Genomic DNA, 20,819 nt, shown 5'->3' on the forward strand with positions numbered 1-20,819 from the left:
AGCAAGGCTTGGGCCATGGCCATACGTGATAGCGAGCACGAGAAATCAGCGGCTTGCATGCAAACGCCTTAGTGCCTTTGCGACAAACGGGTTTACATGGCAGCGCACATTGTCTGCTTCCCTACCCGCGAACATTGCGCCGATCATCCCGCGCGATCGACGTCTGCTTTACGACAAACCCTCCCGTGTTGCTACGCATGAACGGCGAGAAATGTCGGTTCAGCGACAATCGCTGCTGGATGCTGAGAGGGTTTGCTTTGCTGAATCAACCGCTTGGCAGGTTTTCTACAGTGTGGAACCGAACTTGCTAAATCTCGCCTAAGCGGTGCGACCAAAGCAGGATCCCGGCGATAGCCACCCGCGCGCCGATAGTGCGCCGACGAACCGACGCTGTCGCCCGCCCTGTCTCGGCAATCGACGCCGCAGGCCAGGATTGGTCCCACGCTTGGAACAAGAGGTAATGCATGAGCGGAATGAACATCGATCGTGATACGGCACTGCGTATCGCATTGGCTGCCCGTACCCTGCCGGACGTCGACCTACCCACACTTATCGAACTCCTCAACGATCGGCTGGGCCCACCGCTCGACCTTGAAAAGCTCTCGCGTATCACCGTGACCGACCTCAAGACCGGCATCGGCAGTCATGACGGCGAAGAAGACGGTGAAGACTTCGGCGGCCGCGATGGTCTCGAGCCGATCAAGCTCGCGGTGCGAGTGTTATGGGGTGAAACCACCGAAGACGAAAACCTGCCGACGCCCGCGAGCTATGCCGAAGGTGACATGCCCGGCTCGATCCGGGTTGCCGTCGCATCCAACAGCGGCGCGGCACTCGACGGACACTTCGGCTCATGTCTGCGCTACCTGGTGTACCAGGTGTCTTCCGAAGAAGTGCGCCTGGTCGACATACGCTCAGCCATCGAGGCCGACTACGCGGAAGACAAGAACGGTTTCCGCGTTGGTCTGATCAAAGACTGCCAGGTGCTGTATGTCGTCTCGGTCGGCGGACCGGCCGCAGCCAAGATCATCCGCGCCGACATCTACCCGATGAAGAAGATCGAAGGCGGTGAAGCCGCCGACGTAGTCAGCGAGCTCAAGGCAGTCATGGCAGGTACCCCGCCGCCTTGGCTGGCGAAGGTCCTGGGTGTCGCCAATGCCGATCGCTTCAAGTATTACAAAGGCGTCGAAGAGGCTTGATGTTGCGCATCGGCGTCGGACGCCGGTCGTCAGCACAACGCTAACATGTTGACAGCAGACCGCAGCAACACGTCGCCCGATAATCGACACGCAACCGAGCAGGTCGATCCGACACTCCTGAAGCTGCTGGCTCCGCCCTACGACCGTGCACAATGCCAGGCATTGCTGCAGCAATTGCTCGACCGCGTTGAGTGGCAGCACGAGTACATTGCGTTCGGGCGAAGATTCTCGGTACCGCGCGTCCAGGCATGGTACGCGGATGACGGCACCAACTATCGTTATAGCAACGACTTCTTGCAACGTCGTGATTGGATACCGCTGCTTGCGGACATCAAGGCAGACGTGGAACGGATCACCGCCCATGCCTTCAATGCCGTATTGCTAACCTATTATCGCGACGGCGACGATCACGTGACGTTGCACGCTGACGATGAGCCTGAATTGGGAGACTCCCCGACGATCGCCTCATTGAGCCTGGGTGCCGCGCGCCGTTTCGAATTCAGATTGAAATCCGGTGGCGCGATGCACGGCATCGATCTGTACGACGGTGATCTGCTACTGATGCAGCCGGAGTTTCAGCGCCTGTGGTTGCATGGCGTGCCGCAACAACCGTCGGTAAAGGAAGCGCGCATCAACCTGACGTTTCGCAACGTCTTGACCGCTTAGGCGACCGCGCGAGCAACACCGGTCGGCAAGCTACAAGGCGCGCAAACCCGGTTACAGATTGACACTGCTCCCCTTGGTACCGACAGCGCGCGTAGTCGTCGGCTCTTGATAGGTTGTCTGATCCGGCCACTGTTCTTTGCCCACCCGGCACGCAATACCACGCCGTATCTCGATGCTGTCGGCATCCTCGATCCGCTCTTCGTACTCACGACAGAACCGATCGTCGTCGGTGCGGAAGGTTTTGAGCGGCTTAACGGCCACCCGGGCATGACCGGCCGGCTCGACCCAAGACACCGCCGTACCGCTCGGCACGTTTTCGAGCGTGCTCTGGCGAAGCTTCGCGATCTCCAGCTGCATCTCGGCCAGGCGCAGATTGAGTTCATCTTCGTGCAGCGCATGCCGGGTGACGATGACCGCGACAACCGCCAATCCTGCAGCCAGTGACAACGGAATGGCAAAACGCTGAAACCAGGGCTTACTGGGCTTGCGGGCAGCACGCTGCAAAGCCAGTGGCAGTGGCGCATCCAACAAGGCATCGTAGGCCGTTTTCAGCGCTTCGTCCGATCGCCGTAGCGATTGCCAGAAGGCGAATGCCTCGTCGTCGGTATCGATCAACTGTCGCACGCGCTCTTGCTGCAAAACATCCAGCTCGCCGTCATGATAGGCGTTGATCAAATGCATTTGTTGTTCGTTCATTCTGCTGCTCCCAGGGGAACTTTTTCCACATCGTCTGCCAGCAGGTCCATCAAGGCTTTTCGCCCTCGAACAATCCTGCTCGTCACGGTGCCCATCGGCACCTCCAGCACGTCGGCAGCCTCTTTGTACGACAGGCCTTCCACGCAGATCAGCATCAGCACCGAGCGGTGCTCCTCGGAAAGCTCCTGCATCGCCAAGTGAACCTCATGCAGCGCCAGTTGCTGATCCAATACGTTTACGCCCATGCCCTGAATCTCGGTGATCTCACGAACGGACTCCACGCTGCGGTCTCGCGCCTTTTGCGCGCGAATACTGTCGACATGCAGATTTCGAATCACCTGGTACAGCCAGCTATCTAGCCGGGTGTCCGGCTTTAATCTGCTGTGATGCTTCAACAGCCGCTCGCACGCGATCTGAACCAACTCGTCGCCACGGTCGACCGCGCCGGTCAACCCGGTGGCAAAACGCCGCATGCGCGGAAGTAGCTCGATCAGTTGTTCGTTTAGATCCCTGTGCACGTCGCTTTCCGCGCGAATTCAGACGTTCTCATCTTGCAAACGTTGCAGATGGTGGATTTCATCCGTCGGGCCGTAGAATGGGGAATCAGCACGGTAGCGTCGGCCGGGACACAGAAGGCCCTGCAGACGCGGATGAAAACCTACCGCGCACTCGTTACCTTGTTAGGATACTTGGCAACCCATCAGAGCGCGAACCAGCATGCCCGAACGGCCGAACCGCCAGAATGCGCCGCATTTCCCGAATACACCGCCGTCACGCCTGACCGCATTTGCGGCGCAGGCCCGACCGGCTTGGTTGTCGCTCAGCTTGCTGTTGATCCTGTTGCCGGGCGTCGCGCTGCTTCCGGCAGCCGCTGGCGCTGCGCAGCAAAAGCCCGATCCCACCGCTGAAAGCCTGACCGACGCCCCTTCGGCAAACACGGAGCATGCCGACGACCTTGATGACGGAGAGGGCGACGGTGACGACGGTTCCAGCAGACTCGGACAAGACGATCCCACTGCAAAACGCTACCCAGCCGAACTGCGGCCTGTTTCGCCCGAAGAGGAGCGAGCGCTGCTGGGCGATTGGGGCGATTCCGACGACGGAGAAGACTGAACGCGGACAGTCGCCGCGCTACGGCACGCCCGGCCGGTTAACCTCGACTACCCCCGACAGGAATCTACAGTCGCGCCGGCGATGCGGTTGGCGAACGTGCCGCCCGTTACTAGTGACTTCAGTGTTTCGCCAGTGCGTTGCCCGCGACGAAATAGCGGTAGCGGACCAGTCTTTCCTGGTTGCCCGACTCGTCCGGGCGCACCTTGTAGTACGTGTCATCGCGTTTGACGATGTGTCGGCACTTCGGCGGCTTTTTGTTGAACGACAGGCAGATCATTCCGTCATCGCGAATCGACCATTTACCCAGGCGTTTCGTCCATAGGCGCTCCTGGATCGCGCGGCCGTCGGGATGGTAGTAGGTGAAACTCGTGAACTTGGTGTTCAGGTTGTAGGACTCCACGGTATTGCCGACAAACAGTCGTTCGACATCCGCACGACTCAAGGCGCCCGCCCCGCTCTTCAGCGGCGTTGTCTGGCAACCCTGCAGGATCGCGGCGGCAAGTAGAGTAACGATGACTGACTTATACATAGTTTCCAGGCTCACTGGGTGATCACACGCGGCTCACGCAAAGCGATCTGCCGCGCTTGCTAGTCTTCGCGAATATCACGAACCAATTTCGACAGGCGCTCGTAAGAAGCTTGCCCAGGCGGAAGAATCGCCGCGACCTCGCGGGTACGGGTCTTGTCGCGATACCGGCGTTCCCGTTTCACGACCAACTCCAGTTCGCGGCTGTAAGCAAAGTCCAGCTGTTCCTTGACGACCTTGTGCCAAAACTTCCGGTGCACGATAAATCGGATGCAGCGGAACTGCTCGACCCGGCGGTCGACCCCGAGCACGCGGACGCTTGCATTACCGGTGCGTTGACACTCCCACCGACGTTCCGACCGTCGCCCATCGTCGCGGATGCGCGATACCGTGAACTCGACCGCTTGGCCTGCCCCCAGCTTGTCGATTGTGGCGGGATCGCCGCTGCTTATCGGCTGACGGTAGCCCTTTCCGCTTACCAGGCTGATTCGTTCCAACACCGGCACGATGGGATTCTTCGACTTGACGTAGCGTCGTTTGCGGTCGTCTTCCCAGATCAGCTTGCCATCCTGTTCGCCCAGAAAGCGTTCGACCTTGCCATCCGAATAAACGACGACACTACCTACCGAGAGCCCGGCTTGGGCAATACCGGCCCACAACAACAGGCCAAACATCGCAGCAATCTGCCACGGGCCGTTCAATTGTCTTTGTCGATCGTTTACTCGAATGCTCATGTTACGTTTTCCACTGTCTGGCACTGCTGCTCCGGATTCATTGAAGCTTCGCTCCATCTGCGCGAAACCACTTCCAATTCACCGTACAGATGCGAAAAAACCCGATCGGCCAGTGAACCTGCGTGTACCGCCTGGCTGAATGAATGCCCGACACCGTTGAGGAGATCGAGATCAACCTTCGGCATCAGCCCGTGTCGGCTCGCATAGCGATTCATCGCCGCCTGCCAGGCACGTGCGCGTTCAACCCGATTGTTGCCTTGCGTTCTGCACACAACTTCAGACAAATTCAGTTCCTCATCGTCATTCTTGTCATCCTGATCGCCTACCAGCACCAAGGTCGGCATACGCGTCGCCGACTTGGCACTGAGCCGCACGGCATCGAGACCGCGCGCATTGGCGATCCCGTGCGGGTAAGCCAACGAATCGTCGGGCATCGTGTACCACCCTGCCGCACCCAGTACCATGCGCCTGACCCGTGTTCCGTGGGCCATGGCAAAGCGATGGACGAACTGCGCACCGCCGGAGAACCCGAAAAAGTCGACGCAGGACGTGTCGCAACCGATGTGCAGTGCCACCTCGTTCAGCACCCGGATCAAAGCAAGATCGGCACGCGGGCCATGCTTTCGACGACCGAGTCGTTGGTAATCGCGAAAGTCGCGGTTGGTGAACAACGGTGCAATCAGCAATGCACCATAACGATCGGCCAGCGGCCGAAACAGTTGGATGTGCTCTTCGGCATTGCGCGACACGCCATGCACGCTGACCAGAATCCGTCGGTGCTGCGCGTGCGACGAAGGCCGATACAGGTAGTAATCGATCTCGGGCGACGAGAACGACGTTGCCCTGATCACCCGGTCGACTTGCGCGGTCAATGATCGATCGTCACTACGCATAGCGATCCCGTTCTACGTCATGATCGGCAACCGATCGTCCGGCCTCTGCACCGGACATTGTCGACGGCGCCTCATCATCTGGAACCTCGCGCGCCCTGCCCTTATGCAGACGCGAGACATTCGAGCTGGTAGCGGCCGAGACAATCGCGCCACCTTTCAACAACCACTGTTCGTCGAACAGATGCAGATTTCGACGCCGATGCGATGCCATGATCAGGGTACCCTCGAATCGCTCGATGACGCGTTCAAGCGTCTTGACCGCATCGCTGTCGAGATTGGCATCCGCTTCGTCCAACAGCAGAATGCGTGGGCGACGCAACAAGGCGCGCACCAGCGAAATCTGCAGGCGCTCACCCTGCGAGAGATTGCTGCCACCTTCGGCGATTCGCGTATCGAGGCCGTCCGGCAAACGATTGAACACGTCGCCGCAGTCGAAGCGTTCAATGACGGCTGCGACGTCATCGCAAAGATCCGTCTCCGCGCCATAACAAAGATTCTTCTTCAACGTGCCTCGCAACAGCGGGATATCGCTGCTGACGAAAGCCACCTGGCGGCGCAATGACGCCATGCGTACGCCGGCGATGTCCTGTCCATCGATCAGAATCCGTCCCTTGTCCGGATCGAACAACCGGCCGATCAGCCCCAATAAAGTCGATTTTCCACTCCCGTTCGCGCCACTCAGGAGAATTTTGCAGCCGTTCCTTATGTGAACATTAACGGCGTCGAACACCCCGCTCACCGATACATCGTCCAACTGGATCTCAGCGCGATCGATGTTCAAGGGTACGCTGTCGCGGCGGTCACGCACCCGCACCGCACCCCGCATGACAGAACGCAGGTTGTCCTTGGCCACCTCGGCGCCCAACCAGTATTCATGTGCCCGCCCAAGGTCTCTCAGCGGCGGCGTGAGAAAACCGATGATGCTGACCACTGCGGCAACCATACCGGCCGTCAGATCGGGGGGAGGAAACAGATAGGCCATCAACAACACGGCGAGAACGCAGGCGCCTGCCGCCGCTTCGATCACGCCGCGCAAAGTGCCGATCTTCGCTGCCTTGCCGACCGACGCCCGCAGCAGCCGATCCGACTGGCGGCGCAGCACTTTCTGTTCGCGTTCCGCCTGACCAAATGCCTGTACCGTGCTGAGGTTGTGCAGTTTCTCGGTTACATTGCTCGAGATATTCGCCTGGCAGCGGCGCGATTCTGCAATCGCCTCGCGCAAGGTGCCGCCCTGGTAGACGATCCACGCTGCCGACACGCTCAGTACCGCCGACACGGCCACGAAGAACGGCCAGTGGAGCCAGGCCAGTGCGGTCATCGCAATCAGCGTCGCGACCCCGGCCACCAGCAAACGCGCCATTCCCAGGCTTACCCAGCGGCGCAATGCCGACAGATCGCCGACGAACTTCAACAACAGACCGCCTGTGCGTCGACGCTGCAACGTGCGCTGGTCGCTGAACAACAGGCGTTTATAGAGTCGCCGTCGGATCGACGCCGCATAGTTCTGGCCGAGCCATTCGGCATGCACACGCTCGGTTCGCCGCAGCATCACGCCGGATACGACGATCAAGGCCAGCCCGGCAAACCACCAAGCCGCGTGGTCGGCCTGTTTGCCCAGGCCGTCAAAAATCGACATCACCAACCAGGCGCCCGCAATAGCGAGCACACCTTGCGTCATACCGTTCAGGACGAGCTTCAGAAGCGTGGCCCGCCTTCGGCGTATGAACAGCGACGGTAAGCGAATCGCACTCATGCCGACTCGCCCAGCAGCCCGAGTGCCACGTCGGGGTCGGCCAGCGCCTGCTTGCTGAGCACCGGCAGACCGGTCGCGGTCATGGCCTCACGAACAGCCAGCGGCGAAGCCGTCAGAGAACCGCTGATAGCGCCGACCTTCAACCCCTTTGAGTGCAACCATTGCACCCCGGCATGCGCACCGATGGCGTCACTGGCGGCGAATATCAGCTTACTGCAGTAGAAACCGAATCCGCGCGACGCCAGTAACTCGGCCGTCTCGGTCTGCAGAATGCCATCGGCCACCTCGACGACGATTGCATCGAGGTTACGGTTGCCGAGGTAGCTCAGCAGACGCAGGAAACCCTGTTCCAGTTCCTTGGTTCCGAGCAGATAGGTGGAGGCATAACCGGCATCAGTGAAATCCACCACATCGACAGCGCCGGCATCCTTCATCTGCCAATAGTCGCCACCTGCCCCGGTCCCGGTCACCTTGGCCCCGCCGACACGCTTGCCGGCACGTTCGAGGCCTTTGATCAGGCGCGCGGCGGCTGTCGTCTTACCCGCGTTCATCGCGGTGCCTGCAACCACGATTACCGGCGGCAGCTGTTTCGGGATCGACTGGCCATCGACGCGCCACTTTTTGAGATTCAGCGGTTTGAGGTCCGCATCGGCCAGCAACCCGATCGGCGTGATGCGGGTCGGGTTCTTCATGCGTGAATTCTTGTTGATCAGCTGGGAGGCGATTCCGCCGGCTGCCACCAGGTGACACGCCCCCAGATCATCGGGCACCTCGGCCTCGAACTGATCCGGCGCATAGCGGTTGCCGTAGGCGACAACGATTTCATCGCCGACATAAAGCTGCGCACGTCGGCCGTCCGGCTGCTCGATCCGGGTGTGCTGCCCGATGTTCGTGACTTGGGCAAGAACTAGGTCGCCGGGTTGCGGGACCACGCCGCCGGTGAGCAGATACTCGGCCTCAGAGATGTCGGCGCGACGCGTCGAAAAACCGCGGCGTGCGCGGCTGAGACGCGCCCGAGCGGCGTGCAGCCATTGGCCCGACGCCTCGCCCGTAACCAGCGCGCGGCCGGCACCCTCGTCCGCATGCTCTTCGTTCTGGAAACGTTGCCCGTAGTCGTCGCCTTCATCTACGAATTTCATACCCGATACCCGTCCATACCCGCAATGGATTCATAACCCAGATTAATGTTGCATGCCAACCAGAGACATCGTTCGATCAGCTTTGGAAAATAAACGGTCCATGTCGCGTTTTTCATCCCCTGCCATCACGATCCGAGTAAAACCAGTCCGAATCCCGCACCGCCGCTGACTCTCGCGGGCGCCCACCTCGACAACGCAACCGCCGGCAAACGCTGCCTACCCGGTCATAAAACTTTCATTTCTATCGTGCACCCTGTCGCGCAGAAGCGGTTGGACGATTTCTACTGCCTCGTTCTACGAATCCACCAAACCCGACCGTGGCGTGCGATGACAGATGTACACATCGTTGCGAACGAACCGACGACCACCCTTTCGGCATTCGCCGTTGCCAACCCAGACGTGACGAAGACGGTCCACCTCGTTTCACCGCACCTCAACGGCGGCAAATTTCAGTGGATCACCCATGAAAAGGTAGTTCGGCATTCCATTCTGCGCGATCGCCCCTGCTTCAACCAATCAATCCAACACGTGCCAAACGGAGAAACAACGTGACCGACAAGTCTCTCGAAGACCCGAAGAATCAGACCGTCTGGGAAGATGACGGCACCGCGGATGTGCTGCCGGGCAGCGCCGCACGCCCGACCGCCGCAGAACCGATCCAGACGGTGATGCACAAGGCGATGAGCCGCCGCGCCATGCTCAAAGGCGTCGCCGCCGGCGCCACCCTGGTGATCACGCCGAGTGCCCTGATGCTGGCCAGCGACGATGCCGAGGCCGGCTGGAAACGTCGCCGGCACCATGGCCATGGCCGCAACCCCGGTGATCGTCTGACCTTCGAAACGGTTCCACCCGGTAACGAGGTCGATGTCGTGGTACCGCCCAACTACACGGTCGACGTGATTCTGAAATGGGGCGACCCCTTGACCCCCGATGCACCGCCGTTCGATGTCAACAACCAGACCGGCGCATCGCAGGCGCAGCAGTTCGGGTATAACGCCGACCTGGTACTGTGGTATCCGCTGCCGCGCTATGTGACGCGGTCGGTCAAGCTCACCGGCAAGCTCACCCGCCTGGCCGACCGCCTGATCGGTATGCAGTATCCGCTACTCAAGCATCACAGCAGCGACGATGCGCTGATGGTCGTCAACCACGAATACACCAGCGGCGATGACATGTTCCCCGGCTACGTGTCGGGCAGCCCGACCCTCGACCAGGTGGAGACCGAGATCGAGGCGCACGGCTTCTCGATCGTTCAGGTCTACCAGAACTTCGATGGCGCCTGGCATTTCGATATCAGCGCACCCTTCAACCGCCGTGTGACCGGCACGACGCCGATCGAGATCAGCGGTCCGCTGCGCGGCCACCCGATGCTGCAGACCAGCACCGATCCGGCCGGCGAAACAGTTCTCGGTTGCTTCAACAACTGCGCCGGCGGCAAGACGCCCTGGGGCACGATCCTGACCTGCGAAGAGAACTTCGATCAGTACTTTGCCAATTTCGACAGCGTGCCGGCCGAGGTCAAGTCGCTGAGTGAACGCATCCCGGCCGAAGACGCAGAGACCGGCCGTCGCTGGGAAGACTATGTGTCGCGTTTCGATCTGGCCCAAGAGCCAACCGAGTACAACCGCTTCGGTTATATCGTCGAGATCGACCCCTACGATCCGAATGCCAAGCCGAAGAAACGTACCGCGTTGGGCCGCTTCAAGCATGAAGGCGCCGCCTCACGCATCGCCAAAAACGGTCAGGTCGCCGTCTATTCCGGTGACGACGCACGCTTCGAGTACGTGTACAAGTTCGTGTCCAAGGGTCGGTACAACAAGTACAACCGCGCCGCCAACAAAGACCTGCTCGACAGGGGCACCCTGTTCGTCGCACGTTTCGATGCCGGTGAGGTCGAGGGCGACGACATGGGCACGGGCGTATGGCTGCCCTTGGTTTGGAAACCGGGCAATGCGCTCGATCAGGCAGGTTTCAACAGCCAGGAAGAGGTGCTGCTCAACACCCGAGGCGCGGCTGACGCGCTCGGCGCTACGCCTATGGACCGGCCGGAAGATATCGAGATCAGCCCGAAGACCGGCAAGGTGTACGTCGCGCTGACCAACAACTCACGCCGCACCGAGCCGAACGAGGCCAACCCGCGTATCGACAACCAGCATGGGCATGTCGTAGAGATCATCGAAGATGGCAATGACGCCGGTGCGCAGACCTTTGCCTGGAACATCCTGGTGAAGTGCGGCGATCCTACGGTTGCCGAACACGACACCAGCTTCGGCGATGTCGACGATCCGGTCGCCGCCGGCGTCAGCCCGATCTCCGACCCGGACAACCTGGTGCACGACAGCGACGGCAACCTGTGGATCTCCACCGACGGTCAATACTTCAGTGGCAGTGTCGGCTTCGGGCAGAACGACGGCGTGTTTGCGGTGCCGGTCGAAGGTCCCGACCGCGGCCTGCTGCGCCAGTTCCTGTCAGGTGTTCCCGGCGGCGAGGTCTGCGGACCTGAGTTTTCCGGCGACAACAAGACTTTCTTCTGTGCGATCCAGCACCCGAACGATGGCGAGGCCTTCGACAAGATCTGGCCGCTATCTGAAACCGATGTCTCCAAGCCGAGCCTGATCGCCGTGCGCGAAGTCACCGGCAAGAAGATCGGCGCCTGATCGACAACCCATCCGTTCTCGACCTCTTGCCCGTTCCAGTTCCGCTGGAACGGGTTTTTTTGCGATCCGACCGATGTCGCTTCCTCAGCAGTTTTGAACGCCGGTGGACAACGAGGAGGTCGATCTGACGCCAGTCACACAACCTGAAACAGCTTGCTCGCATGATCGGCGTGCCGGCAGACGGGACACCGTCCATCGATGACGGTATCGAGCGATGGCTGGTGATAGTTCGCCCCGCAGGAGCGACAACGCCGATCGGACAACGGCACTACCATAACGTTGACCGGCGCACATTCGGCCAGGGCAATCGCCGATTGCTCGCATACATCCTGACACACGCCGCACCCGGTGCAGGCCGCCGGGTCGATCACGTAAGCTGCAGGATCTGAGGTGACCACGATCGCCGCGTGTCGGCACACACGCGCACAGGCATCGCAGCCGCTACAACGTTCAACATCGATATTGGGTACGTGCAACGCGGCCCTGTCCTGAACCAACGGCCAGATCAGCACACCGGCCGGTCGCCACTCGCTGTTCTCAGCGGCAGACGGCGCGGTCGTGGCGAACATACGGCGCAGAAAATTTCGCCGACCGCTATCCGCACCCTTGCTGCTGTCAGGTGAGCTTTGCAGGTATATCCGTCGCCAATCCTCGGTCGGCAACATCGATACCTCGAATGCAGTCAGTCCACAGGCATCCAACAGGCGATTGAGGCGTTGCCATGCCGGGTTGTTCGCAGCCTGAGTGTGGCAGGCGCAGCCCTCGCATTGTCCCGCTACCATCCACAAGCGGCGCACGCCGTTCACATACCAGCCGGCGAACTGCTCGATGGTGAATGCATGCACGCAGGGAACGCGTGTGCCCGGCAGATCGGACGCAGCATGCCGGCAGGCGGCGAACAACACCGGATCGCGCGCCACGCGCCGACGCTGTGGCTCATGGTCATGGGCGAGCGCGCCCTCCGGGCACGCCGCCACGCACAGGCCGCAACCGTCGCAGCGTGCAGTGTCTACGGCCAACTGCTCGTCGTCGAGCACCCAGGCGTCGTGCGGACAGGCGGCAACGCAGCGATCGCAAGATGCGACCTCGACATGCGTGTGCACACAGCGTTCGGCATGCAACGTCGGCAGCCACGCATGGCCTTCGGCGTCTACGCCGTCGTCAGCGTCGTCGATGGCCATTCAGGGCAATGCGTTCAAGACCCGGATCACCACGATGGCGCCGTTCCCGGCACATAGCGATCCGGCAACGGCACGGCAACGGCCTCCCGGCGCTCACGTGCCGCACGTTGTGCACGCTGCTCGATCTCTTCGGGGCTCGGCCGCGCCTCACCGATGATTTCGGCCAGCACATCGCGCAGTTCGTCGAGCAGCGCGTGCGTCAACAATGCCACACCGGCGTAGAACGGCGTCTGCGCCCGCGCGGCGACGCGCCGTACAAAGTCCGGCAGCCATCGCAACGTGTGGTCGTCGAGAAAACGTGCGCACTCGTTCATGCCGTCGGGCTCACGCGGGTCGAGCAGTTCGGCGAGGAACTGGATCTGGTGCACCAGGTGATCGTCGCTGCGCATCCGCCAGTTGGGCGCACAGAAGCCGAAACGCGCATAGATCTTGCGCACCTCAAACATCGGCGCCTGCATCGCCAGCCCGTCATCGTCGAGCCACACCGATTCACACGGCGCGGCAACATAGGCATGGGTCAGGTAGATCGCCGCATAGTCCGCCGCCAGTTCGTCGCACTGGGCGCGACTGCCGTCGAGTTCGGCGAGCGCCGATTCGAGCACCAGCACCGCTTCGGCAGCGGTGCTGCCGGTGAGCTTGAAGGCAAAGCAGTGCGGAAAGTCCGCCTTCTTCAAGGCCTGCAGCGTTGCCGGTGTCAGCTCGCGATCATGCAGCTGCGCCAGCGTCATCAGGTCGAGTGCGACTTCAGTACGAAAACGCGTCAGCGATGGATTCATTTGAACGCCTCCAGCGATGCCGGCACGGCCGGTCATCGGCTTGCGCACTACTGGGCCAGAACCCAGGTGATCAGGGTATCGAGCTCGGCATCGCTCGCCGTGGTGTTGGGCGGCATCATGATCTCGCCCCAGGCACCCACGCCGCCGTTGCGCACCTTGCCGATCAGCATCGCCTTTGCGTTGGCATCGCCCTGGTACTTGGCGGCCACCTCCTTGTACGACGGGCCGACCAGCTTGGTCTCGACCTGGTGACAGGCGGTGCAGCCCTTGGCCTGGGCCAACGCCATGTCGGCCAGTGCCGGACCACACAACAGCAGGCTCGCGACGGCCCCGATCAAGGTTGTTTCTTTCGACATGCTGGATATCCTCCTGGTGGTGACTTTCACGCTGCGCAAGTGACCGGGGCGGACTATTTGTCCACCCTGCCCTTGCTGTGTGGAACGAAAACGATAGAGGGATGGGTGAGCTTCGGATCGGCGAAGTTCTTGACCGCATCGACCGGCGCCTCGTGCGGCGCGATCGCCTTAGTGGCGTACTCGTTGAGGCGCAACAGATCGATCGGCCCGACGTCGAGCACGCGCATCATGCAGGCCATCACGCAGTATGGTTTGCGCCCCGCCTCCAACTCGTCGATGCACAGGTTGCACTTCTTGACGATCTGCGCCTCAGGATCCCATTGCGGCGCACCGTACGGACAGGCCGCCTCGCAGCGCCGACAGCCGATGCACAGTGTCGAATCGATATCGACGATGCCGTTGTCTGCGCGCTTCCAGATCGCACCGGTCGGACAGGTCGGCAGACACGCCGGCTCGGCGCAGTGGTTGCACGAGACGTTCACCTTGTAGGCGAACACGTCGGGATAGGTGCCGCCTTCAACGTACTGCACACGGCGGAAACGCGGACCGGGCGGCAGGCCGTTCTTGTCCTTGCACGCGATCTCGCAGGCGCGGCAACCGATGCAATCGACGTTGTTGTGCACGAAGCCGAGTTGCTGCGCCGGTTTGACCGGCTCATACACCGCCTTCTTGCGTCGCTTGATGGCAGTCTTGAGCGCCGCCCGATCTTTGATCTTCTTCATCTATCCAGCCTCCTGCATCAGAGGTCACGACGAAAAACGTGGGATCGCGCGGTCGCCATCCTGTCCCACCCGGGGCGGTGCTCCAGTTCGGACTTGCGCATGTTGCACAGCACGGTGTTGTAGGCGAAGGCCCCGGCCGGGCTGGGTTCATCGAGTGTCAGCACGTCGGGGTTGCCGGAACGGTCGACGCCGTTCTCGTCCAGGTCCAACCAGGCGCCTTCGTGCAGCACCGCCACGCCCGGCATGCAGCGCTCGGTGACATAGGCCGGCACCACGACCATGCCGCGATCGTTCCACACCTCGACGCGATCGCCGGTCTTGATGCCGAGCCCCCTGGCATCGGCGGCGTTCAGCGTCACCTCCTGCTCGTAGGTCTCGCGCAGCCAGGTGCAGTTGTTGAAGATCGAGTGGGTACGCCAGCGCGGGTGCGGCGAGATCAGGTGAAACGGATACTCGCTGGTCTTGGGGCTGTTGAGCGACTCCCACGGCTCGATCCATTTCGGTATCGATGGGATGTGGTAGCCGTACATGGTGCGCGTCCAATCGGCGATCTGTCCCAGTTCGCTGCTCAGGATCTCGATCCGCCCCGATGGCGTCTGAAACGGCTTGCCGTTCTCGACCTGCTCACGAAACGCGACGTGCGGTTGATCGAGCTTGAACTTGTACACGCCGCGCTGCTTGAACTCGTCCCAGCCCATGTCGACGTGCTGGTGCGGCATCACCTTGCCCTCCCACCAGTCACGCAGGTAGGCCTCATCGACGGCGTCGGGATTGTTGAAATAGCTGCGGTCGGCCTTCGGGTTGTAGGTCTTGCCGAAGTAGTCACCGATCCCGGTCAGGTGGCCAAGGCGATAGGCCAATTCGGTGAATACCTGCAGGTCCGACTTGGATTCACCGAGCGGCTCGATCACCTTCGGCCGGTGGATGTAGTAGTGCCCCTTGTACCAGGGCAAGGCGACATCGTGGCGTTCGAAGTGCGTCGCGATCGGCAGCAGCACGTCGGCATACAGACCCGACGGCGTAATCGTCGAGTCCATGCACACCACCAACTCCAACTTGTCCATTGCCTGGATCTCTTTGTTGATGTTGGTGAGCTGATTGAACCAGTCCGATCCCTGCCAGAAGATGCCCTTGATGTTGGGGATCATGCCATCGGTCTGATCCTGCCTCGGCCACAGGCCGATCTCCTCGCGTTTCACGTTCGGATAGTTCAATACGCAATGTGCCCAGCGATCCGACTTGATCGAGGCAAACCAGATGTTGGCGTACTGGTCATACGGATACGCCACCGCCTCGGCGTGCCACGCCTTGCCGACGCCTTCGGCACAACCGCCGAGCACACCGATATTGCCGGTCATCGCCTGCAGTGCGGCCGCCATGCGGTTGTACTGTTCGCCGTAGGCATTGCGTCCCGGTGCCCACGAGGCCTTCAGCGCGGCGGGCTTGGTGCGCGCATACATGTCGGCCAGTTTTCTGATGTCGTCGGCCGATACGCCGCAGATCGCGGCGGCCCATTCAGGTGTCTTGGGCACGCCGTCGTAGGTGCCCAGGATGTAGTCCTTGAAGTTCTCGGTGCCGTTCGCCGAGTTGGTGGCCCAGTCCGGCATGGTGCCGGCATCCATACCCTGGCAGAAGCGATCGATGAACGCCTGGTCCTGCAGGTTGTTGACGAAGATGTAGTGCGCCATGCCGGCCATCATCGCGGCATCGGTGTTCGGCCGGATCGGGATCCACCAGGCGTCGTAGGCCGCCGCCGAATCGGTGTACTGCGGATCGATCAGCACGAACTTGCAGCCACGCTGCTTGGCCATGCGCATGTAGTAGAAGGTGTTGCCGCCGTGGAAGGTATAGGCGGGGTTCCAACCCCACATGATGATCAGCTTCGAATGCGCGAAGGTGTCGTCTTCGTTACCGTCTTCGATGGTGCCGAACGTCCAGCGCGAGCTTGCCGTGGTGCCCTGGTACGACGGCACCGACCAGGAGTTGGTGCGGCAGCCGAACATACCGAGAAAGCGCCCGAGCAGCCCCTCGATCTGATCAGACTTGTGCAATACGCCATACGATGCGCCGGCGTAGCTCTGGTCGAGCAACGCCGTCGAACCGTACTTGTTCTTCAGCTCGATCATCTTGCGCGCGACATAGTCGAGCGCCTCGTCCCAGCTGATACGTTTGAACTTGCCCTCACCGCGCTTGCCGACCCGACCCATCGGGTACAGCAGGCGTTCCGCCGAATACAGCCGCTGGCGGTACGAGCGCCCACGCAGGCAACCGCGTAACTGTGGTTCGTCCTCGGTGTCCTTGTCGAAAAAGCCATCGCGCTGATAACGCCCGTCGTCGGTCGAGATACGCACGATCACATCGCCCTTCTTGTGCGCCACCAGCATGTGCCGCGAACCGCAGTTGTGGGCACAGCTGGTGACCACCGTCTGCAGTTCGTCGTCGCGCGGATACGGCTCATAGGCGAACGCGTTGGCGGTATCGGTCTTGACCAGACTGCCGGCGCCGAGTGCAGCCGCACCGGCCGCCGTGCTCTTGATAAACGAACGCCGTGTCATGTTCAGCCGGTCGTTCAGGAAGTCGTATGACTTGTCGTCATTCATGTGGTTCTCCGACGGCACGGGTGGTCAGTGGTCATTCGCTTGCGAGGTGACCGCAAAGCGTGGATTGGAACTGGTCGGACGATCTTTCGCCCATTCGGGCACCACCCCGCCATCGCCCGGCCAGGCATGACGCGGATAGGGATAATTGATGCGGTACCAGGCGCGTCCGCCATGACAGCCGTAGCACACGTCGCTGTCTTTCTGCGCGGCCTGCTCGATCGCCTCGGGTTGGAGGAAGTTCACCTGGTGACGGTTGGTGCGCACGGCCGCGTGACAGGTCAGGCAGTTGTCGCCGAACAGCTTGCCGTGTTCGAGCCAGCTGCCGGGCACGCCCATCACCTGGTAATTGAATTGGCCGTGGCACATCAGGCAGATCTGCGGATCGACCTGTTTGCGCTGGACCAGATCGCTTGGCCCCGTCGCCGACGAGTTGGCCGTCTCCTCGCGCGGGTCGTTGCCCTGGTGGCAGGTGTTGCAGCGCAGGTTCATCACCTGCTTTGCATACGCCGTAACCAGATGGCGACGGTGAAACGTGTCCTGCTCGCCTTGATAGGTGTCGAGTGTCTGATACCAGGCCAGCGTGCTCTGTGCCGGAATACCGGCCGGCGAGGACTCGAGCACGCGCCGGTCGACGATCTCTCGATGGCACGCAAGACACTGCGCATCGGTCGCCTGTTCGATGGCGGGTTTGAAATGGATCTCGTTCCAACGCGACTGGTCGTAACTGCTGCCGTTGGACGCCGCGGCGGCTACGCCACACAGCGCCAGCAGCCAGATCAGCACCCAAGGTGTCTGCATACGGATCATCGCGATGACCTCACAACAAATTGGCAGGAAAAGACGCACGTCCCTGTGCTTGTTGATTAGCGTGAAGGGGGCTAGGCCGTCAGTTCGGCGGCGTCCAGCCGGACATTCCCGACATGCCGCCCATACCGGACATCCCAGACATACCTCCCATGCCCGACATGCCGGACATGCCACCCATGCCGGACATTCCCGACATGCCGCCCATACCCGACATACCGCTCATGCCCTGCTGTGCGGGATAGAAGTAGATCTGTCCTTCCGGCGTGATCTGGAAGTAACCGGACATGCCGCCCATACCGGACATCCCAGACATGCCTCCCATGCCCGACATTCCGGACATGCCACCCATGCCGGACATGCCGCTCATGCCACCCATGCCCGACATTCCGGACATACCGCCCATGCCCGACATTCCGCCCATGCCGGACATTCCCGACATGCCGGACGGAACCCAGACCCAGTTGCCGCCCATGCCCGACATTCCGGACATACCGCCCATGCCGGACATGCCGCTCATGCCACCCATGCCCGACATCCCGGACATACCGCCCATGCCGGACATACCACCCATGCCGGACATCCCCGACATGCCGGACATCCCCGACATGCCGCCCATACCGGACATACCACCCATGCCCGACATTCCGGACATGCCGCTCATGCCCTGCTGAGCGGGATAAAAGTAAATCTGGCCTTGCGGCGTGATCTGGAAATAGCCGGACATACCGCCCATGCCCGACATTCCGGACATACCGCCCATGCCGGACATGCCGCTCATGCCACCCATGCCCGACATTCCGGACATACCACCCATGCCGGACATTCCCGACATGCCGCCCATCCCAGACATACCTGCCGTCGCGGTTCCGGCGCTGAACACCAAACCGACCGTCGCGGCCAACAATGCCTTTTTGAATCGCTTGCACATTCGTTTCATGGTTCTTCCCCCGATGATGTGGAACCGGCCCAGCGGGCACGGCTAGCGTTATTGCTGATACCAACCGCGGATGTCGTAGCGTCCGGTCATACCCGGTCGATTGAACGGTGTATGCCAGTTACCTTGGTCCTCAAGAAAACGCAGGCTATGCGGATATGGCTGGTCCACACCGCGCAAGGCATGCGAGTACCAGTCACCCGTATGATTGACATGATCGATCCACGGAGCGCCTTCCGGCCGTTCAGCCGGCGCCAGCCCCATGACCGCAACGTCGGCGTGAACACTGGCGGCACTTGCGAGCACCGCTGCCAGGAGCACAACCAACCTTGCTTGCTTCATCGATCTCCCCCTCGTGTCAGTCTTCTTGCACCGGCAGGTCGGACAGTCCGTCACCGGTTGGCGAGAGCTACGGCGCAAGCTCTGTGCCACGCATTCCAAGTCGCTGAAAATCCGACGGTTGTTGCCAAAGGAGGCGGGCTGTCGATGCGCTATGCCGGGTAATTCCTGCCAATGTGTCAGCGTGAACCGATCGGCAAACCCGCAACGTGCCTTGGCACAGTCACCGGCAGCCCTTGTGACGAACGCGGGAAGATCGCAGATGTACCGCATAGTCAACGACTTAAGTCGATAGCAGCGGTGATGAAGATATGATCCGACCGTGCGGAAGCGACCGTCTGTCAAATCGTCATGTGTTCGGTATGCAGCGGATGAACGGCGCAGCCAATGGCCGTGCGCACGTTAGTAAGGCGGGAAACCAGGCAGGGGGCGCGGCCAATAGGGTTGCGGCCGCCAATACGTGGGCGGTCTGGTGATCCAGGCCGGTGCGGGCCGGAAACCCGGCCAAGGAGGTGGATAGGCAAACGAGCGATGGCGCGCTATCGGCCGCGACGCGGCCGCTGTCGACACATCGCGCTCATTGGTCTGCCGCAACATCTGTGCGTTCCAGCCAGTCGCCGAGTCTGGCGGCGCTGCGTCCTGCAACAACGGTGCAGACGGCAGACTCTCCGGCTCAGTACCTCCTTCTGCAGCGTCGGGCGTCGTATCAGGTTTGGTCATGATGACATCACCGTCGGCGTTGGTGTGCCGCACCCAACCCTGTGCTTCCAGCGCGTCGCGCAGGCTGTCGGCAAAGCCATTCGATGGTTTGTTGGGCGCCGCGGCATCCGGCTCCATCGAAGTCTGCGGGCGACGATAGATCACGCTGCCATCGGCCTGCTTCTGCGCCTGCCAGCCCTGCGCCTCGAGTTCGCCGCGCAGTTGGTCGGTCAGCGATGACTTTGGCGTTGGCGGCAAGTCATCATCACCATCCGCCGCTTCCGAGCTCTGCGGGCGGCGATAGATCACGCTGCCATCGGCCTGCTTCTGCGCCTGCCAGCCCTGTGCTTCGAGTTCGCCGCGCAGTTGGTCGGTCAGCGATGACTGCGGCATAGGCGGCAGGTCATCATCACCATCTGCGGCTTCCGAGCTCTGCGGACGGCGATAGATCACACTGCCATCGGCCTGCTTCTGCGCCTGCCAGCCCTGCGCTTCAAGTTCGCCGCTCACTTGATCAGCCAGAGACGGTTGCGGCGTGGGCTCGATAGTGGACGTGGGCTTGGGAGTGGGCGGGAAATAGTAAACACCGCCGTCCGGAGCATCCGAGGTGGCCCAGCCTTGCGCCTCCAGTTCCTGCCGCAGCTGCTGATGCGGTTTCGCCTGGGCTTCGGGTTGCGCAGCAGCCGGCGCCGGTACGTGGAACACCACGCTGCCGTCATCGGCAACCACCGTGTGCCAACCCGATTGTTGCAATGCGGATTGCAACGAGCTGCCGCTATGCAGCTCGCCATCGCCGGACTCGGCAAACAGTGACGTGGAACCTGTCATCGCCAACAGGGCAAACGAAAACAGCACGAATGTGCATCGGGTCGACATCGGCGTACCTCCGCTGATCGGTTGTGCCTCAACCGGGCAACGCAAGATGCCTGCCATAAGCCCAGCATGCGCCGTGGGCGCCGCAATTAGGCGGTTGTTCGTTCCGGTGCCACTGCGCAGGAAGGTCGCCGCGCCGTCAAAACCGTCTCCGACCTG

Annotated in this window: 21 protein-coding genes; 5 read left to right on the top strand and 16 right to left on the bottom strand. The window is 61.4% G+C overall.

Features of this window, described 5'->3' with window-relative positions:
• Nucleotides 1-464: 464 nt before the first annotated feature.
• Both B1781_RS12340 and B1781_RS12345 read left to right on the top strand, forming a co-directional pair.
• The gene (locus B1781_RS12340; protein ID WP_078119956.1) at nucleotides 465-1,196 is read left to right on the top strand and encodes a dinitrogenase iron-molybdenum cofactor biosynthesis protein; all 732 of its coding nucleotides are present in this window, start codon (nucleotides 465-467) and stop codon (nucleotides 1,194-1,196) included.
• A 45-nt stretch (nucleotides 1,197-1,241) separates the two neighbouring features.
• A complete protein-coding gene (locus B1781_RS12345; protein WP_078119957.1) occupies nucleotides 1,242-1,862 on the top strand; it encodes an alpha-ketoglutarate-dependent dioxygenase AlkB family protein in 621 nt (206 codons plus the stop codon).
• A 51-nt stretch (nucleotides 1,863-1,913) separates the two neighbouring features.
• On the opposite strand, the gene B1781_RS12350 is transcribed toward B1781_RS12345, so the two are convergent.
• Both B1781_RS12350 and B1781_RS12355 read right to left on the bottom strand, forming a co-directional pair.
• Nucleotides 1,914-2,558 carry a hypothetical protein gene (locus B1781_RS12350; RefSeq protein ID WP_078119958.1) on the bottom strand — a complete coding sequence of 215 codons (645 nt, stop codon included), beginning with the start codon at nucleotides 2,556-2,558 and terminating at the stop codon, nucleotides 1,914-1,916.
• Nucleotides 2,555-3,076 (bottom strand): RNA polymerase sigma factor, encoded by a 522-nt coding sequence (locus B1781_RS12355; protein ID WP_078119959.1) that lies wholly within the window; start codon nucleotides 3,074-3,076, stop codon nucleotides 2,555-2,557. The genes B1781_RS12350 and B1781_RS12355 overlap by 4 nt, the downstream gene beginning before the upstream one ends.
• A gap of 199 nt (nucleotides 3,077-3,275) precedes the next feature.
• Here B1781_RS12355 and B1781_RS12360 point away from each other — a divergent pair, with 199 nt between their 5' ends.
• Nucleotides 3,276-3,671, top strand: coding sequence for a hypothetical protein (locus B1781_RS12360; RefSeq protein WP_078119960.1), 396 nt, complete (start codon nucleotides 3,276-3,278; stop codon nucleotides 3,669-3,671).
• A gap of 118 nt (nucleotides 3,672-3,789) precedes the next feature.
• On the opposite strand, the gene B1781_RS12365 is transcribed toward B1781_RS12360, so the two are convergent.
• The 5 genes from B1781_RS12365 to B1781_RS12385 are packed head-to-tail and all read right to left on the bottom strand — an operon-like array spanning nucleotide 3,790 to nucleotide 8,716.
• The gene (locus B1781_RS12365; protein WP_078119961.1) at nucleotides 3,790-4,200 is read right to left on the bottom strand and encodes a hypothetical protein; all 411 of its coding nucleotides are present in this window, start codon (nucleotides 4,198-4,200) and stop codon (nucleotides 3,790-3,792) included.
• A gap of 59 nt (nucleotides 4,201-4,259) precedes the next feature.
• Nucleotides 4,260-4,931, bottom strand: a complete 672-nt coding sequence (locus B1781_RS12370; protein WP_125932059.1) for a hypothetical protein — start codon at nucleotides 4,929-4,931, stop codon at nucleotides 4,260-4,262.
• Entirely contained in the window at nucleotides 4,928-5,824 is an 897-nt protein-coding gene (locus B1781_RS12375; protein WP_078119963.1) for an alpha/beta fold hydrolase, read from the bottom strand. Before B1781_RS12375 ends, B1781_RS12370 begins: the two co-directional genes overlap by 4 nt.
• Entirely contained in the window at nucleotides 5,817-7,577 is a 1,761-nt protein-coding gene (locus B1781_RS12380; protein WP_078119964.1) for an ABC transporter ATP-binding protein, read from the bottom strand. Before B1781_RS12380 ends, B1781_RS12375 begins: the two co-directional genes overlap by 8 nt.
• Nucleotides 7,574-8,716 carry a hypothetical protein gene (locus B1781_RS12385; protein ID WP_334223705.1) on the bottom strand — a complete coding sequence of 381 codons (1,143 nt, stop codon included), beginning with the start codon at nucleotides 8,714-8,716 and terminating at the stop codon, nucleotides 7,574-7,576. Before B1781_RS12385 ends, B1781_RS12380 begins: the two co-directional genes overlap by 4 nt.
• Before the next feature lie 270 nt (nucleotides 8,717-8,986).
• Between B1781_RS12385 and B1781_RS12390 the strand changes: the two genes are divergently transcribed.
• Nucleotides 8,987-9,268 carry a hypothetical protein gene (locus B1781_RS12390; RefSeq protein ID WP_164513370.1) on the top strand — a complete coding sequence of 94 codons (282 nt, stop codon included), beginning with the start codon at nucleotides 8,987-8,989 and terminating at the stop codon, nucleotides 9,266-9,268.
• Nucleotides 9,265-11,373 (top strand): PhoX family protein, encoded by a 2,109-nt coding sequence (locus tag B1781_RS12395; protein ID WP_125932060.1) that lies wholly within the window; start codon nucleotides 9,265-9,267, stop codon nucleotides 11,371-11,373. Before B1781_RS12390 ends, B1781_RS12395 begins: the two co-directional genes overlap by 4 nt.
• A gap of 134 nt (nucleotides 11,374-11,507) precedes the next feature.
• Here B1781_RS12395 and B1781_RS12400 read toward each other — a convergent pair whose 3' ends face one another.
• The 9 genes from B1781_RS12400 to B1781_RS12440 all read right to left on the bottom strand — a co-directional run bounded on the left by B1781_RS12400 (nucleotide 11,508) and on the right by B1781_RS12440 (nucleotide 20,663).
• Complete coding sequence (locus tag B1781_RS12400; protein ID WP_078119966.1) at nucleotides 11,508-12,554, bottom strand: 4Fe-4S binding protein; 1,047 nt, start codon at nucleotides 12,552-12,554, stop codon at nucleotides 11,508-11,510.
• 26 nt (nucleotides 12,555-12,580) lie between these two features.
• Nucleotides 12,581-13,330, bottom strand: coding sequence for a TorD/DmsD family molecular chaperone (locus B1781_RS12405; RefSeq protein WP_164513371.1), 750 nt, complete (start codon nucleotides 13,328-13,330; stop codon nucleotides 12,581-12,583).
• Nucleotides 13,331-13,377: 47 nt separating this feature from the next.
• Nucleotides 13,378-13,686: a c-type cytochrome gene (locus tag B1781_RS12410; RefSeq protein WP_078119968.1), complete on the bottom strand. Its 309-nt coding sequence runs from the start codon at nucleotides 13,684-13,686 to the stop codon at nucleotides 13,378-13,380.
• Between the two features lie 53 nt (nucleotides 13,687-13,739).
• The gene (locus tag B1781_RS12415; RefSeq protein WP_078119969.1) at nucleotides 13,740-14,408 is read right to left on the bottom strand and encodes a 4Fe-4S dicluster domain-containing protein; all 669 of its coding nucleotides are present in this window, start codon (nucleotides 14,406-14,408) and stop codon (nucleotides 13,740-13,742) included.
• 17 nt (nucleotides 14,409-14,425) lie between these two features.
• Nucleotides 14,426-17,008, bottom strand: a complete 2,583-nt coding sequence (locus B1781_RS12420) for a molybdopterin-containing oxidoreductase family protein (protein ID WP_078122038.1) — start codon at nucleotides 17,006-17,008, stop codon at nucleotides 14,426-14,428.
• A 24-nt stretch (nucleotides 17,009-17,032) separates the two neighbouring features.
• Nucleotides 17,033-17,806: a cytochrome c3 family protein gene (locus B1781_RS12425; RefSeq protein ID WP_334223706.1), complete on the bottom strand. Its 774-nt coding sequence runs from the start codon at nucleotides 17,804-17,806 to the stop codon at nucleotides 17,033-17,035.
• 88 nt (nucleotides 17,807-17,894) lie between these two features.
• Nucleotides 17,895-18,752, bottom strand: a complete 858-nt coding sequence (locus B1781_RS23335) for a hypothetical protein (RefSeq protein ID WP_174575392.1) — start codon at nucleotides 18,750-18,752, stop codon at nucleotides 17,895-17,897.
• Between the two features lie 48 nt (nucleotides 18,753-18,800).
• Nucleotides 18,801-19,091: a hypothetical protein gene (locus B1781_RS12435; protein WP_078119971.1), complete on the bottom strand. Its 291-nt coding sequence runs from the start codon at nucleotides 19,089-19,091 to the stop codon at nucleotides 18,801-18,803.
• A 399-nt stretch (nucleotides 19,092-19,490) separates the two neighbouring features.
• Nucleotides 19,491-20,663, bottom strand: a complete 1,173-nt coding sequence (locus B1781_RS12440) for a hypothetical protein (RefSeq protein WP_125932062.1) — start codon at nucleotides 20,661-20,663, stop codon at nucleotides 19,491-19,493.
• Between the last annotated feature and the right edge of the window lie 156 nt (nucleotides 20,664-20,819).

Origin of the sequence: Thiosocius teredinicola (assembly GCF_002009425.1) — a bacterium.
GTDB classification, from domain to species: domain Bacteria; phylum Pseudomonadota; class Gammaproteobacteria; order Chromatiales; family Chromatiaceae; genus Thiosocius; species Thiosocius teredinicola.

Excerpts from the sequence above, each read along its gene's own strand:
- B1781_RS12340 (WP_078119956.1), top strand. The coding sequence starts at position 465 with ATGAGCGGAATGAACATCGATCGTGATACGGCACTGCGTATCGCATTG.
- B1781_RS12345 (WP_078119957.1), top strand. The coding sequence starts at position 1,242 with ATGTTGACAGCAGACCGCAGCAACACGTCGCCCGATAATCGACACGCA.
- B1781_RS12350 (WP_078119958.1), bottom strand. The coding sequence starts at position 2,558 with ATGAACGAACAACAAATGCATTTGATCAACGCCTATCATGACGGCGAG.
- B1781_RS12360 (WP_078119960.1), top strand. The coding sequence starts at position 3,276 with ATGCCCGAACGGCCGAACCGCCAGAATGCGCCGCATTTCCCGAATACA.
- B1781_RS12365 (WP_078119961.1), bottom strand. The coding sequence starts at position 4,200 with ATGTATAAGTCAGTCATCGTTACTCTACTTGCCGCCGCGATCCTGCAG.
- B1781_RS12370 (WP_125932059.1), bottom strand. The coding sequence starts at position 4,931 with ATGAGCATTCGAGTAAACGATCGACAAAGACAATTGAACGGCCCGTGG.
- B1781_RS12375 (WP_078119963.1), bottom strand. The coding sequence starts at position 5,824 with ATGCGTAGTGACGATCGATCATTGACCGCGCAAGTCGACCGGGTGATC.
- B1781_RS12380 (WP_078119964.1), bottom strand. The coding sequence starts at position 7,577 with ATGAGTGCGATTCGCTTACCGTCGCTGTTCATACGCCGAAGGCGGGCC.
- B1781_RS12385 (WP_334223705.1), bottom strand. The coding sequence starts at position 8,716 with ATGAAATTCGTAGATGAAGGCGACGACTACGGGCAACGTTTCCAGAAC.
- B1781_RS12400 (WP_078119966.1), bottom strand. The coding sequence starts at position 12,554 with ATGGCCATCGACGACGCTGACGACGGCGTAGACGCCGAAGGCCATGCG.
- B1781_RS12405 (WP_164513371.1), bottom strand. The coding sequence starts at position 13,330 with ATGAATCCATCGCTGACGCGTTTTCGTACTGAAGTCGCACTCGACCTG.
- B1781_RS12410 (WP_078119968.1), bottom strand. The coding sequence starts at position 13,686 with ATGTCGAAAGAAACAACCTTGATCGGGGCCGTCGCGAGCCTGCTGTTG.
- B1781_RS12415 (WP_078119969.1), bottom strand. The coding sequence starts at position 14,408 with ATGAAGAAGATCAAAGATCGGGCGGCGCTCAAGACTGCCATCAAGCGA.
- B1781_RS12420 (WP_078122038.1), bottom strand. The coding sequence starts at position 17,008 with ATGAATGACGACAAGTCATACGACTTCCTGAACGACCGGCTGAACATG.
- B1781_RS12425 (WP_334223706.1), bottom strand. The coding sequence starts at position 17,806 with ATGCAGACACCTTGGGTGCTGATCTGGCTGCTGGCGCTGTGTGGCGTA.
- B1781_RS23335 (WP_174575392.1), bottom strand. The coding sequence starts at position 18,752 with ATGAAACGAATGTGCAAGCGATTCAAAAAGGCATTGTTGGCCGCGACG.
- B1781_RS12435 (WP_078119971.1), bottom strand. The coding sequence starts at position 19,091 with ATGAAGCAAGCAAGGTTGGTTGTGCTCCTGGCAGCGGTGCTCGCAAGT.
- B1781_RS12440 (WP_125932062.1), bottom strand. The coding sequence starts at position 20,663 with ATGTCGACCCGATGCACATTCGTGCTGTTTTCGTTTGCCCTGTTGGCG.